At 71.2% G+C, this 13,520-nt stretch carries 8 protein-coding genes; 4 read left to right on the plus strand and 4 right to left on the minus strand.

What is annotated here, in order from left to right:
• The first annotated feature begins 209 nt into the window (after positions 1-209).
• From GUY60_RS23235 to GUY60_RS23245, 3 genes are all read left to right on the plus strand, one after another.
• Positions 210-1,685 carry a sodium:solute symporter family protein gene (locus GUY60_RS23235; protein ID WP_161700928.1) on the plus strand — a complete coding sequence of 492 codons (1,476 nt, stop codon included), beginning with the start codon at positions 210-212 and terminating at the stop codon, positions 1,683-1,685.
• A gap of 74 nt (positions 1,686-1,759) precedes the next feature.
• Positions 1,760-2,746, plus strand: coding sequence for an agmatinase (speB, locus tag GUY60_RS23240; protein WP_161700930.1), 987 nt, complete (start codon positions 1,760-1,762; stop codon positions 2,744-2,746).
• The gene (locus GUY60_RS23245; RefSeq protein ID WP_161700932.1) at positions 2,743-4,413 is read left to right on the plus strand and encodes a thiamine pyrophosphate-binding protein; all 1,671 of its coding nucleotides are present in this window, start codon (positions 2,743-2,745) and stop codon (positions 4,411-4,413) included. The genes speB and GUY60_RS23245 overlap by 4 nt, the downstream gene beginning before the upstream one ends.
• A 103-nt stretch (positions 4,414-4,516) precedes the next feature.
• On the opposite strand, the gene GUY60_RS23250 is transcribed toward GUY60_RS23245, so the two are convergent.
• Both GUY60_RS23250 and GUY60_RS23255 read right to left on the minus strand, forming a co-directional pair.
• Positions 4,517-5,962, minus strand: a complete 1,446-nt coding sequence (locus GUY60_RS23250) for a S28 family serine protease (protein WP_161700933.1) — start codon at positions 5,960-5,962, stop codon at positions 4,517-4,519.
• Positions 5,963-6,135: 173 nt separating this feature from the next.
• Positions 6,136-6,600 carry a hypothetical protein gene (locus tag GUY60_RS23255; protein ID WP_246235500.1) on the minus strand — a complete coding sequence of 155 codons (465 nt, stop codon included), beginning with the start codon at positions 6,598-6,600 and terminating at the stop codon, positions 6,136-6,138.
• Between the two features lie 176 nt (positions 6,601-6,776).
• Between GUY60_RS23255 and GUY60_RS38285 the strand changes: the two genes are divergently transcribed.
• Positions 6,777-7,466, plus strand: a complete 690-nt coding sequence (locus tag GUY60_RS38285; RefSeq protein WP_187370107.1) for a hypothetical protein — start codon at positions 6,777-6,779, stop codon at positions 7,464-7,466.
• On the opposite strand, the gene GUY60_RS23265 is transcribed toward GUY60_RS38285, so the two are convergent.
• A complete protein-coding gene (locus tag GUY60_RS23265) occupies positions 7,450-11,250 on the minus strand; it encodes an ABC transporter ATP-binding protein (RefSeq protein ID WP_161700935.1) in 3,801 nt (1,266 codons plus the stop codon). The genes GUY60_RS38285 and GUY60_RS23265 overlap by 17 nt on opposite strands.
• Before the next feature lie 141 nt (positions 11,251-11,391).
• Positions 11,392-13,212: a glycoside hydrolase family 3 protein gene (locus GUY60_RS23270; protein WP_161700937.1), complete on the minus strand. Its 1,821-nt coding sequence runs from the start codon at positions 13,210-13,212 to the stop codon at positions 11,392-11,394.
• Positions 13,213-13,520 lie beyond the last annotated feature (308 nt).

The following is a 13,520-nucleotide window of genomic DNA, read 5'->3' on the forward strand; positions in this document are numbered from 1 at the left end:
GTTCAGGGGGAGACGCGGCGACATGGGGTGGACATTCCCTCCACTCACACTGCGAGAAGTAGATGAAACGTACACTTCAGCGTCGCTTTCCGGCCACCTAGGGTCGTGCCGACCGACTGGACGCGGGTACGGGCGGATGTCCCCACGGCCGGTCGCTCTCCACTCCCGTTTCTGCACGACACGCCACTGAGGTGCGTAAGGAGGGCCGTATGGCCGTCGACTACACCGTGATCGTCATCTATCTCCTCGGCATGCTCGCCATGGGCTGGTGGGGCATGCGCCGCGCCAAGTCCAAGAGCGAGTTCCTGGTCGCAGGGCGCCGCCTCGGTCCGTGGTTCTACTCCGGCACGATGGCCGCCATCGTCCTCGGCGGTGCCTCCACCATCGGCGGCGTCGGCCTCGGCTACCAGTACGGCCTCTCCGGCGCGTGGATGGTGTTCACCATCGGCCTCGGCATCCTGGCGCTGTCCATCTTCTTCTCGGCCCGTATCGCGCGCCTGAAGGTGTACACCGTCTCCGAGATGCTCGACCTGCGCTACGGCGGCAAGGCCGGTGTCATCTCCGGTGTCGTCATGTGGGCGTACACCCTGATGCTGGCGGTCACCTCGACCATCGCCTACGCGACGATCTTCGACGTCCTCTTCAGCGTCGACCGCACCGTGGCGATCGTCCTGGGCGGCACCATCGTCGTCGCGTACTCGACGCTCGGCGGCATGTGGGCCATCACCCTCACCGACATGGTGCAGTTCGTCGTCAAGACGATCGGTGTGCTCCTCCTGCTGCTGCCCATCGCGGTCATCAAGGCCGGCGGCTTCAGCGAGATGAAGGCCAAGCTGCCCACCGAGTACTTCGACCCGCTGGGCATCGGCGGCGAGACGATCTTCACGTACGTGCTGATCTATACGTTCGGCATGCTCATCGGGCAGGACATCTGGCAGCGCGTCTTCACCGCCCGCAGCGACAAGGTCGCCCGCTACGGCGGCGCCGTGGCCGGTACGTACTGCCTGGTCTACGCGATCGCGGGCGCCGTCATCGGCACCGCCGCCAAGGTCATGTACCCGGACCTGGCGAGCGCCGACGCCGCCTTCGCCACGATAGTCAAGGACGAACTCCCCATGGGCGTACGGGGGTTGGTGCTCGCCGCCGCCCTCGCCGCCGTGATGTCCACCTCGTCCGGCGCCCTCATCGCCTGCGCCACCGTCGCCAACAACGACATCTGGTCGCGGCTGCGCGGTGTGGTGAAGCCCGGAGCGGCGGGCGACGAACCGCACGACGAGGTCAAGGGCAACCGTCTCTTCATCCTGATCATGGGCGTCGCGGTCATCGTCGTCGCCATCGCCCTCAACGACGTGGTGCAGGCCCTCACCGTCGCCTACAACCTGCTCGTCGGCGGGCTGCTCGTGCCGATCCTCGGCGGCCTGCTGTGGCGCCGCGGCACCTCGCAGGGCGCGCTCGCCTCCGTCGTCGCGGGCGGCCTCTCCGTCATCGGCCTGATGTGGCACTACGGCATCCTCGCCAACCAGCCCATCTACTACGGCCTGTTGACCTCGCTCGCCGTGTACGTCGTCGTCTCGCTGGCCACCCCGCCGACCGACGCGACCGTCCTCGCCGCCTGGCGGGAGCGCCTCGCGGGCCGTGCCGGTGACGCCGACGACGCCGACGCGGCACCTCTGACCAGCGCGTGAACCGTCGCGCGGCCCATTGTCAGTGGGCCGCGCGACACTTGGAACCACTCAGAACCAGCAGGAGGAAACCGACCATGAGCAGCGCCGAGACCCCGACCCCCCGCGGCCCCGTCGACTCCTCCCGCATCCCGCGTTACGCGGGCCCGGCGACGTACGCCCGGCTGCCCCGCCTGGACGAGGTCGGCGGCAGGACGGACATCGCCGTGGTCGGCGTGCCCTTCGACACGGGCGTCTCGTACCGTCCCGGCGCCCGCTTCGGCGGCAACGCGATCCGTGAGGCCTCCCGGCTCCTTCGCCCGTACAACCCGGCGCAGGACGCGTCCCCGTTCGCGCTCGCCCAGGTCGCGGACGCGGGCGACATAGCGGCCAACCCCTTCAACATCAACGAAGCGGTGGAGACCATCGAGGCCGCCGCCGACGACCTGCTCGGCACCGGCGCCCGCATGATGACCCTCGGCGGCGACCACACCATCGCCCTGCCGCTGCTGCGGTCCGTGGCGAAGAAGCACGGCCCGGTCGCGCTGCTCCACTTCGACGCCCACCTCGACACCTGGGACACGTACTTCGGCGCGGAGTACACCCACGGCACCCCGTTCCGCCGCGCCGTCGAGGAGGGCATTCTCGACACCGAGGCGCTCTCCCACGTCGGCACCCGCGGCCCGCTCTACGGCAAGCAGGACCTGACCGACGACGAGAAGCTGGGCTTCGGCATCGTCACCTCCGCGGATGTGTACCGCCGCGGCGCCGACGAGGTCGCCGACCAGCTCCGCCAGCGCATCGGCGACCGCCCGCTGTACATCTCCATCGACATCGACTGCCTCGACCCGGCGCACGCCCCGGGCACCGGCACCCCCGAGGCGGGCGGCATGACCTCCCGCGAGCTCCTGGAGATCCTCCGCGGCCTGTCCTCCTGCAACCTGGTCTCGGCCGACGTCGTGGAGGTCGCCCCGGCGTACGATCACGCGGAGATCACCGCCGTCGCCGCCTCCCACACGGCGTACGAACTGACCACGATCATGTCCCGCCAGATCGCCGCGAGCCGGGAGGAGACCACCGCGTGACGCACGACCACGACCTGGAGCTGCGGCCCACCGCCGCACAGACCGAGGCCGCCCTCAACCCGCCGCCCGGCCGCACCGGCGGTGACCTGGTCGTCGAGACCCTGCGCGGCCTCGGCGCCGCCACCGTGTTCGGCCTGCCCGGACAGCACGCCCTCGGCATGTTCGACGCGCTGCGCCGCTCCGACCTCACGTACGTCGGCCTGCGCGTGGAGAACAACGCCGGCTTCGCCGCCGACGCGTACGGCCGGGTCACCGGCGAGGCCGCCCCGCTGCTGCTCTCCACCGGCCCCGGCGCGCTGATGTCGCTCGCCGCGCTGCAGGAGGCGGCCGCCGCGAGCGCGCCCGTCCTCGCGATCGGCAGCCAGGTACCGGCCGCCGGACTCGGCGGCGGACGCCACGGCTATCTGCATGAACTCCGCGACCAGCAGGCCTCGTTCCGCGACGTGGTCAAGTCTGTGCACACCGTGCGTACGCAGTCGCAGATCCCCTCGGCGATCGCGGCGGCGTGGAAGTCCGCGCTGACCGCGCCGCACGGCCCGGTCTGGGTGGAGATCCCGCAGGACGTGCTGCTCGCCGCGACGACGCTGCCCGTCGTCACCGCGATGGACGCCACGCCCGACGACCTCGTGCCCCGGCCCGAACTGACCGCGGTCGCCGCCGACCTGCTCTCCAAGGCGGCCCGCCCGGCGATCGTCGCGGGCGGCGGAGTCGTGCGTTCCGACGCCACCGGCAAGCTCGTCGCCCTCGCCGAAACGCTGAACGCCCCGGTGGTCACCACCTTCGGCGGCAAGGGCGCCTTCCCCTGGGAGCACCCGCTGTCGCTCCAGTCCTGGATGGAGGACCGGCACACCACCGACCTCCTGGAGGACGCCGACGTCCTGCTCGTCGTCGGCTCGGGCCTGGGCGAACTCTCCTCGAACTACCACACGTTCCGGCCCCGCGGCCGGGTCGTGCAGATCGAGGCGGACGCCGGGAAGCTGGAGTCCAACCACCCCGCCCTCGGCATCCACGCGGACGCGCGCCTCGCCCTGACCGCACTCCTGGAGACCGTCGAGGAGCGGCCCGACACGCAGGCCGCGGGCCGGGTCGCCGAGCTGCTCGCCAAGGTCCAGGAGCGCCTGGACGGCCAGGAGTTGGCCCTTGAGCGCAAGGTCCTCGGCGCGGTGCGCCAGGCCCTCCCGGCAGGCGCGCCGTCCTTCTGGGACATGACGATCCTCGCCTACTGGGCCTGGTCCGCCTGGCCCGGCGCGATGCACTCCGCGCAGGGCGCGGGCGGCCTCGGGTACGGCTTCCCGGCGGCCCTCGGCGCGTCCGTGGCCGATCCCACGCGCCCGGTGCTCGCGGTCTCCGGCGACGGCGGCGCGATGTACTCGATCGCGGAGCTCGCCACGGCCAGGCAGTACGACCTGAACGTCACCTGGCTGATCGTCGACGACGGGGGCTACGGCATCCTGCGCGAGTACATGACGGACGCCTTCGGCGAGGCCACCGGCACCGAGCTGTCCCGCCCGGACTTCGTGGCCCTCGCGGAGTCCTTCGGGGTACCCGCGCTGCGCACCTCGGTGGACACACTCGCCGAGGACCTCGCCAAGTCCCTTACGGCGCCCGGCCCTTCGGTGATTGTGCTGCCGGCACTGTTGAAGATGTTCGCGCCTACGCATCTGTGAGTTGTCCTCAAACGCCGGACGGGCTGAAATCAGCCCGTCCGGCGTTTGAGGACGAGCCCGAAGGGCGATCGGCGGTGCGATGTCCTCCGGTGCGAGGGCGAAGCTAGGGCCGCAACCCCTCACGTACATCCGCCCGGTCCAACTTCGCATCCCGCGGAGCCAACGGCTTAGCCTTCGAAGGGTCGGCCTTGACCGCTGCCGGGGCCACGCCCGCCCATTCGAGGATGTCGGCGGTCGCCCGCGCCTTCTCGTCGGGGACGAGCCCCGCGACGTTGGCACCGTGGTTGGCGCCGGGCGCGGTCACCACGTACGAGTCGCTCGTGCCCTGGCCGGGGCGGAACGGTTCGGCGCCCCACGGGTCGTTCTGGCCGTACACGAACAGCATCCGCTCGGCGTTGTGCCGCACCCAGCTGTCCACGTCACGCATCGCCGACGCGTCGAACTCCATCGGGATGTCGCGGGGCACGAAATTCCGCGGCGGCTGGTAGCCGTACCGGGTCAGGCCGTCGAGGTGCGGCTGCGCGATCGTGGGGGCGCCGAGCTCGGTGCCCGCCTGGTAGTAGTACGGCGTGTAGCCGGACAGGCTCTGGTCGGTGTACGCGGACCAGCCCGAGATCGACTCGACGTAGTCGAACAGCTCCTGGTCGCTGGCCTTCGCCGCGTCCGGCACGTCCGCGCAGTCCTTCTCCAGGCTGTACTGCCAGAAGCCCCAGGCGGTGTCGAGGACGGTCGCCTCGAACGCCTTGTCCAGGGTGCCGACCGTCTTGACGGTGTACTCGCCCGCGGCCAGGTAGTCGGCGTACAGCTTCTCCATCGGCTCGCGGCGCACCAGGGCCTCGCGCTCGACGGCCTGCAGCGCCTCGCGGCACTCCTTGGGCCCGACGGTCTCGAAGAACCGGTCGTACGCCGAATCCTCCTTGTTCACCACGTCGTTGGGCGCGACGTAGGCGACGACGCCGTCCATGTCACCGGGGTGGAAACGCTCGTAATAGGTGGCGGTCATGCCGCCCTTCGAGCCTCCCGTGGCCAGCCACTTCTTGGTGTAGACCGGCTTGAGCGCCTTGAACAGGCGGTGCTGGTCGGCGGCGGCCTGCCGGATGTCGAGCTTCGACCAGTCGGCCGGCTCGGGGCGGGACGGCGTGAAGTAGCGGTACTCCAGGGAGATCTGGTTGCCGTCCACGATCTGCGTCGGCTCGCTGCGGCGCGGCGTCGTGGAGACGTTGTAGCCGGAGGTGAAGAAGACCGTCGGCCGGGACGTGTCCTTGTGCAGGACGGTGAGCCGCTGCTCGAAGGTGCCCTTGGACGGGTTCTTGTGGTCGACCGGCTGGGTGTAGCCGAGGACGAAGTACCGGTAGCCGGGGTACGGCTTCTCCTCGATCAGGCGCATGCCCGGTATCTCGAGGAGTCGGTCCTTGATGTCGGTGTCGGCGGCGGACGACTGTTCCGCCCGCGGCTGTGTCTGCGGCTGAGCGGCGGTCGCCGCGCCCGCCGCGCTCACGGTGCCTATGAGCACCACGAGTGACAGCAGCCATCTGCATGCCTTGCGCATGACCCTCCCCTGTGTCACGGATGTCCGCCGGAACCTATCGGAGCAATTCCTGTGGCACCAGAGGGGATTGATGAGCCCGCGCCGGGTGACGACTGCGTGTCAGGCGGACGCGGGTACGCACGCGCGCGTGGAAGCGGATACGGGCACGGATGCGCACGTACGCGTGGATCGGTTCAGCACTGGAGCCAGCGCGGCTTCAGCGAGCCGCGGCCGACCGAGCCGGTGACCATCACGCACCGCTGGGCGGCGCGCACCGACACCGGGCCCGCGTACTTCCTGAAGACACCGGAATTCGTCACCGCGCGGTGGCCGCGTGCCTGCAGGGTGACGGACATCTTCCGCGCCCGGCCCGGGTTCTCGGCGTACGTCAGGGCGCAGATGAACCCGCTGCCCTTGAAGACCGTGACCCGGCCGGTGGAGAACTTGTACGTCTTGATCTTGTGCCCCTGGCAGGGCCCCGCGACCGCGACGGCCGCCCGCGCGGTGCCGGTGACCGGTCCGGTCAGGCTGAACACCAAGGCGGCGGCCAGGACCAGGGCGCCGAGCAGGCCGGTGCGTGCGCCGAGCAGGCCGGTGCGGGTCCGTTCACGCGCGCGCGTGGTGCGTTCGGAACCCGAGGCCCGTATCCCACTGTGCACTGTCGCCCTCCCAGCACTGTCACCCCACGTATTGCGGAAGCGTACTGAAGTACGGACGCTCGCTCGACAGGGGGCGGTTGCAAGGTCGGTCCGGCGCTTTCCGGCCTGACGCGCGCCCTCTGTGCAACCTGGCGGAGGTATCGCTCGTCGAACCTGAAGAGAGAAAGGCGGTTCCCATGGCGAAGACGCCGACTCGTCCGCACAAGGCCGGCAGTACCGGCCGCTTACTCCTCGTCGCCGCGACCCTCACGGGCCTGGCAGCGGTCCCCGCGGCCGCCGCGGTGACGGCCCCCGACACCACCACCCGTACGTCCTCAACTCACCAGGCACAGAAGGCGCCTGAGGCACCTGAGGTCTCCGAGGCGCTTGAGGCTCCTGCGGCCTCCAGGGCGCCTGAGACCCGCACCGCACAGACCGCGGCGGAGCCCGGCGCCGCTGAACCCCGAGCCGCCGAACCCGGCGCCGCCGAACCCCGCAAGCAGCCCGCCGCAGCCGCCGCCCCCGCGCGGGACGGCAGCCCCGGTTCCGTCTACGAGCGTGTGGCGCACTTCTACGCGGCGTACGTCGACGTCGCCAACGACCCGGGCGACAACGCGGCGGCCGCCGAGCTCCGCAAGTTCTACCTGACGCCCGAGCTGCGCTCCCGGCTGCTCACCTGGGAGCAGCACCACGAGGCCGACGGTGTCCTGATGGCGCAGAACGTGCCGAGCGCCTGGAAGGTCACGTCCGGCGACAGCGGCATGGGCCACACCTGGTCGACGGTCCGGCTCACCTGGGGCACCGGCCAGGACCGTACGTACACCTACCTCAAGGTGCAGTCGGACCTGGCCACCCGGAAGATCTCCGATATCAGGTCGAAGTACTGACCCCCACCGGCGAATCCGGCGACTCGTCCACCGGCTCCCCGATGAAGGTGCGCCAGAGCAGGGCGTACTTCCCGTCCAGGGCGAGCAGTTCGTCGTGCGTGCCGTCCTCCGCGACCCGGCCGCGGTCCATCACGACCACCCGGTCCGCGCGGGCCGCGGTGGTCAGGCGGTGCGCCACGACGAGTGTGGTGCGGCGGCCGGAGAGCCGGTCCGCGGCCGCGTTGACCTGGGCCTCGGTGGCCCGGTCGAGGGCGGCCGTGGCCTCGTCGAGGAGCAGGATGTCGGGGTCGACCAGCTCGGCGCGGGCCAGCGCGATCAACTGCCGTTGCCCGGCGGAGAGGTTGCGGCCCCGCTCGTTCACGGCGTGCAGATAGCCGCCGTCGAGCTGGGCGATCATGTCGTGCGCGCCGACCGTGCGCGCGGCCGCCTCCACCTCGGCGTCGCTCGCGTCGGGCCGCCCGTACGCGATGGCGTCGCGCACCGTGCCCTCGAAGAGGTACGCCTCCTGCGGTACGACACCGAGCCGGTGCCGGTACGAGGCGAGGCCCAGGGAGCGCAGGTCGCTGCCGTCGACGGTGACCCGGCCCGAGGTCGGGTCGTAGAACCGGGCGACCAGCTTCACCAGCGTCGACTTGCCCGCGCCGGTCTCGCCGACGAACGCGACGGTCTGCCCGGCGGGTATCCGCAGGTTCACGTCCGTGAGGGCGCTCTCCGCGGACTCGGCCGCAGCCTCCGCAGCCTCCGCAGCCTCCGCCGCCTCCGCCCCGTATCCGAACCGCACGTCCTCGAAGGCGATCTCGCCGCGCAGCGACAGCACGTCGAGCGGTTCGGCGGCCGACTTCGTCGAGGTCGGCTCGCGCAGCAACTCCTGGATGCGGCCCAGCGAGACGGTCGCCTGCTGGTACCCGTCGAAGACCTGCGAGAGCTGCTGCACGGGCGCGAAGAACAGGTCGATGTACAGCAGATACGCCACCAGCGCACCCGTCGTCAGGGTGCCCGCGTCGACCCGGTTCGCGCCCACGATAAGCACCGCGGCGGCCGCCACCGACGAGAGCAGCTGTACGAACGGGAAGTACACGGATATCAGCCACTGGCCGCGGACACGGGCCTTGCGGTAGCTGTCGCTGCGCTGAGCGAACCGCTCCGCGCCGGACCGCTCGCGGCGGAAGGCCTGCACGATCCGCAGCCCGGAAACGGACTCCTGGAGGTCGGCGTTGACCACCGAGATCCGCTCACGGGCGAGTTCGTACGCCTTCACGCTGGACTTGCGGAAGAAGTAGGTGCCGATGATCAGGACCGGCAGCGTCGCGAAGACCACCAGGGCCAGCTGCACGTCGATCACGACGAGCGCGACCATGATGCCGAAGAACGTCACGACCGAGACGAACGCGGTGACCAGACCGGTCTGCAGGAACGTGGAGAGCGCGTCCACGTCGGTCGTCATCCGGGTCATGATCCGCCCGGTCAACTCCCGCTCGTAGTAGTCGAGTCCGAGCCGCTGCAACTGCGCGAAGATCTTCAGGCGCAGCGCGTAGAGGACGCGTTCGCCGGTACGGCCCGTCATCCGGGTCTCGCCGATCTGCGCCGCCCACTGCACGAGCACCGTCACCAGGCCGAGGCCCGCCGCCGCCCACACCGCGCCGAGCGCGACCTGCGTCACGCCCTCGTCGATGCCGTGCCGGATCAGCACCGGAAGCAGTAGCCCCATGCCCGCGTCCACGGCCACCAGGAGCAGCGCGAGCAGCAGCGGCCGCCCGAAGCCGCGCAGCAGCCGCCGCAGCCCGTACGACTCCTCTGCGGCGACCGCCCGCGCCTCGTCGACGCCCGGCAGGTCCGTGGCCGGTGGCAGCGCCTCGACCTGCGCGAGCAGCTCGGGCGTCGCCGGGGTGCCGGCGAGCGCCAGGGACTTCGGCTCCCGGTCGCCGGTCCACAGCTTCGGGGTGATGCCGCGCTCGGCGTCGAACTCGGCGTCCAGCTCCTCCCGTACGGAGGTGTCCTCGTCGTCCGGGTCCGCCGCGGCGACGGGCACGGCGTGTCCGGGGGAGACCCCGCCCAGCTCGTCCGGGTCGGTGAGCAGCTGCCGGTACAGGGCGGAACGCTCCTGCAGCTCCTCGTGCGTACCGATGTCGGAGAGGCGGCCGCCGTCGAGCACCGCGATCCGGTCGGCGAGGCCGAGGGTGGAGCGGCGGTGCGCGATGAGCAGCGTCGTACGGCCCGCCATGACGCCCCGCAGCGCCTCATGGATTTCGTGCTCCACGCGCGCGTCGACGGCCGATGTGGCGTCGTCGAGGACGAGGAGGCGGGGGTCGGTGAGGATCGCGCGGGCCAGGGCGAGACGCTGGCGCTGACCGCCGGACAGGGTCAGTCCGTGCTCGCCGACCTTGGTGTCGTACCCCGCGGGCAGCTCGTCGATGAACCGCTCGGCCTGCGCCGCGCGGGCGGCGGCCTCGATCTGCTCCTGGGTCGCGTCCGGCAGGCCGTACGCGATGTTGGCGCCCACCGTGTCGGAGAACAGGAACGAGTCCTCCGGTACGAGCCCGATCGCGGCGCGCAGCGATTCGAGGGTCAGCTCGCGCACGTCGTGCCCGCCGACCAGGACCGCGCCGTGCGTCACGTCGTAGTAGCGGGGCAGCAGCATCGACACCGTCGACTTGCCGCTGCCGGACGCGCCGACCACGGCGACGGTCTCACCGGGCCGGATGGACAGCGAGAACCCTTCGAGCACGGGGCGCCCGTCCTCGTACCCGAACGACACGTCGTCGAACTCGACCGTGGCGGGCGCGTCCGCCGGGAGCTCCTTGGTGCCGTCCTGCAGTGCCGGTTCGGTGTCGACCAGCTCCAGAACACGCTCCACGCCCGCGCGCGCCTGCTGGCCCACGGTCAGCACCATGGCGAGCATCCGGACCGGTCCGACCAGCTGGGCGAGGTACGTCGAGAACGCCACGAACGTGCCGAGCGTGATCTGCCCGCGCACCGCGAGCCAGCCGCCGAGGGCGAGCATCGCGACCTGCCCGAGCGCGGGCACGGCCTGCAGCGCCGGGGTGTACCGGGAGTTCAGGCGGATGGTGCGAAGGCGGCCCGCGAACAGCTTCCGGCCGACCTCGCGGAGCTTGCCGGTCTCCTGCTCCTCCTGCCCGAAGCCCTTCACCACGCGGACCCCGGAGACGGCGCCGTCGACCACACCGGCGACGGACGCGGCCTGCGCCTGCGCGTACCAGGTGGCCGGGTGCAGGCGGCTCTTGCTGCGCTTGGCGATGAACCAGAGCGCGGGCGCGACGGCCAGGGCGACCAGGGTCAGCGGCAGCGAGAGCCAGGCCATGATCACCAGGGAGATCACGAACAGCAGGATGTTGCCGATGGTCATCGGCAGCATGAAAAGCAGGCCCTGGATCAGCTGCAGATCGCTGGTGGCACGGCCGATGACCTGCCCGGTGGACAGCTCGTCCTGCCGCCGCCCGTCCAGCTTCGTGATCGTGTCGAACATGTCGGTGCGCAGGTCGTGCTGCACGTCGAGGGCGAGCCGGCCGCCGTAGTAGCGACGGATGTACGTCAGTACGTACACGACCACGGCCGCGCCTATCAGGAGCCCCGTCCACACCGCGAGGGAGCGTTCGTGGCTGTCGATGACGTCGTCGATCACCACCTTCGTGACCAGCGGGACGAGCGCCATCACGGCCATTCCGGCCAGGGAGGCGCCGAGCGCGAGCACCACGTCCTTCGGGTACCGCCAGGCGTAGCCCGCGAGCCTCCGAGCCCACCCCTGCTGCTGCTCTGCCCCGGTCACGTATGGCCTCCCGCCGCTCTGCACTGACGGAATCACCAACACCTTCACGGGGCCATTTCATCCCGCTGCAACAAACTGAGGCCCTGGGTCGCAGCCGACTGCGACCCAGGGCCTACGACCGGGCCCGCGCCCAGAGGGTGGCTAGTACGACAGCCCGTACCCGATCGGATACAGCACCGCCCCCGGATCCTCCGCCCGCGGAACCGGCACCGGAAGCCTCCCCTCCGGCGAGACGTGCCCAGCGATCACCCGCGCCGCCGCCCGCAGCTCGGTGTCGGTCCAGGAGTACGCCGCCAGATACGCGGGCACGCCGGGCAGCTGCGCCACGTCGTACGGGTTGCGGACGGCCACCGCGACCACCGGGACGCCGGTCGCGAGCAGCCGGTCCACCAGGGTGCGCTGCGCGCTCGTCGCGCTCACGTTGTACGTGCCCACCACGACGGCGTCCTTCCCCGCGGCCGCCGCCACCGCTTCGTCGATCCTCGCCGCGGACGGGGCCGTCCCGGTGGACAGCGCGGTCGCCGTGAAGCCCAGCTCGGTGAGGGCCGCCGCGAGCACCCCGGTGGGCGGGCCCGTGGTCCCGGAGGGGGACGCCGGGTCGGCGCCCACCACGAGCACGTCGCGGTGCGCGCGCGGCGACAGGGGCAGCAGCCCGCCCTCGTTGACGAGGAGCGTCGTCGTACGGTCCGCGATCCTGTCGGCGGCGGCGAGATGCGCCCGGGTGCCGACTTCACGCTCCACGCGCGCGTGCGTCACGTACGGCTCCGTGAACAGGCCGCGGCGGGCCTTGAGTTCGAGGATGCGCAGGATCGATGTGTCGAGCCGCTCCTCGGTCAGCTCACCGTCCCTGACGGCCTGCAGCACCGCGTTCCAGGCGACCGCCGGCTCCGGGGGGTTCAGGAGCTGGTCCACGCCCGCCTTGAGGGCGAGCACCGGCACTCGGTCGTCGCCGTACTTGGTGCGGACGCCCTGCATGCCGAGGGAGTCCGTGACGACCACACCGTCGTAGCCGAGCTGCTCGCGCAGGATGCCGGTCAGGATGGGCGCGGAGAGCGTCGCCGGGTCCTCGGCCGGGTCGAGGGCGGGGACCACGATGTGCGCGGTCATGATCGAGTCGATCCCGGCGGCTATCGCGGCCCGGAACGGCGGGGCGTCGAGCTCCTCCCACTGCGCGCGCGTGTGGTGGATGGTCGGCAGCGAGTAGTGGCTGTCGTCCTTGGTGTCGCCGTGCCCGGGGAAGTGCTTCGAGGTCGGCGCGACCCCGCCGTCGCTGTAGCCCTCGACCTGCGCGACGACGAGCCGCGACACGGCCTCGGGGTCGGCGCCGAAGGACCGTACGCCGATCACCGGGTTGGCGGGATTGACGTTCACGTCGGCCAGCGGCGCGTAGTTCTGCCGGATACCCATGGCGGCGAGTTCACGGCCCGCGATCCGCGCGGCATTACGGGCGTCCGCGCGGGAGCCGGACGCGCCGAGCGCCATCGCGCCGGGCACCAGAGTGGCGGGTTTGCCGACCCTGGCGACGATTCCGTGCTCCTGGTCGGTGGATATCAACACCGGTATGCGGGTGGGCTGTTGGAGCGCCGCGCGCTGGATGCCGTTCGACAGGTCCGCTATCTGGTGCGGCTCGCGGGTGTTGTGCGCCCACCCGAAGTAGATGATGCCGCCCACGTGGTACTTGGCGACCAGCTCGGCGGCGTCGCGCACCCCCGCCTCTTCGAGGTTCTTGTCGATGTCGGACTGGTCAGGATCGGTCGCCGAGTGGCCGTACACGCGCATCACGAAAAGCTGGCCGACCTTCTCCTCCAAGGTCATCCGGCCGATCAGGGCACGTAGCGCGGCGCGGTTCACGGCGCTCTCCTCGGCCGCGCGCGCGGAGGGCGCGCCCACGGCGACGGCGGCGGCAGAGGCGGCACCGGCGGCGAGCAGGGCGCGTCTGGAAGTGCGGAGACGTTCAGGCATGTCCGCTCCCGAGAACTCGGAGCCCAGGCCGCGCCCCTCGACCGGGACCGTGCGGCCCCGGGCTTGTGAAGGAAACTTCCGGGAGGACACGGATAGTCGGAAAATTTCTTACGGTCAAGAAGGCGGGGGAGACGGGGAGTTGAGGGCTGCGGGTTACGGCGGCTGCGAGTGGGGCTCCGGAGTTCCCGGAATCGCGCTCCACGCGCGCGTGCATCGCTCCCCACGCGCGCGTACGTCGCGCCGCACACGCGCGTGCGTGGCGCTGGGCCCGCCCGCGCGTGAGTGGCGGTGGGCCCGCCCCTCAGGCC

The sequence above is a fragment of the Streptomyces boluensis genome (assembly GCF_009908195.1).
GTDB classification, from domain to species: Bacteria; Actinomycetota; Actinomycetes; order Streptomycetales; family Streptomycetaceae; genus Streptomyces; species Streptomyces boluensis.

Excerpts from the sequence above, each read along its gene's own strand:
- GUY60_RS23235 (WP_161700928.1), top strand. The coding sequence starts at position 210 with ATGGCCGTCGACTACACCGTGATCGTCATCTATCTCCTCGGCATGCTC.
- speB (WP_161700930.1), top strand. The coding sequence starts at position 1,760 with ATGAGCAGCGCCGAGACCCCGACCCCCCGCGGCCCCGTCGACTCCTCC.
- GUY60_RS23250 (WP_161700933.1), bottom strand. The coding sequence starts at position 5,962 with ATGCGCAAGGCATGCAGATGGCTGCTGTCACTCGTGGTGCTCATAGGC.
- GUY60_RS38285 (WP_187370107.1), top strand. The coding sequence starts at position 6,777 with ATGGCGAAGACGCCGACTCGTCCGCACAAGGCCGGCAGTACCGGCCGC.
- GUY60_RS23270 (WP_161700937.1), bottom strand. The coding sequence starts at position 13,212 with ATGCCTGAACGTCTCCGCACTTCCAGACGCGCCCTGCTCGCCGCCGGT.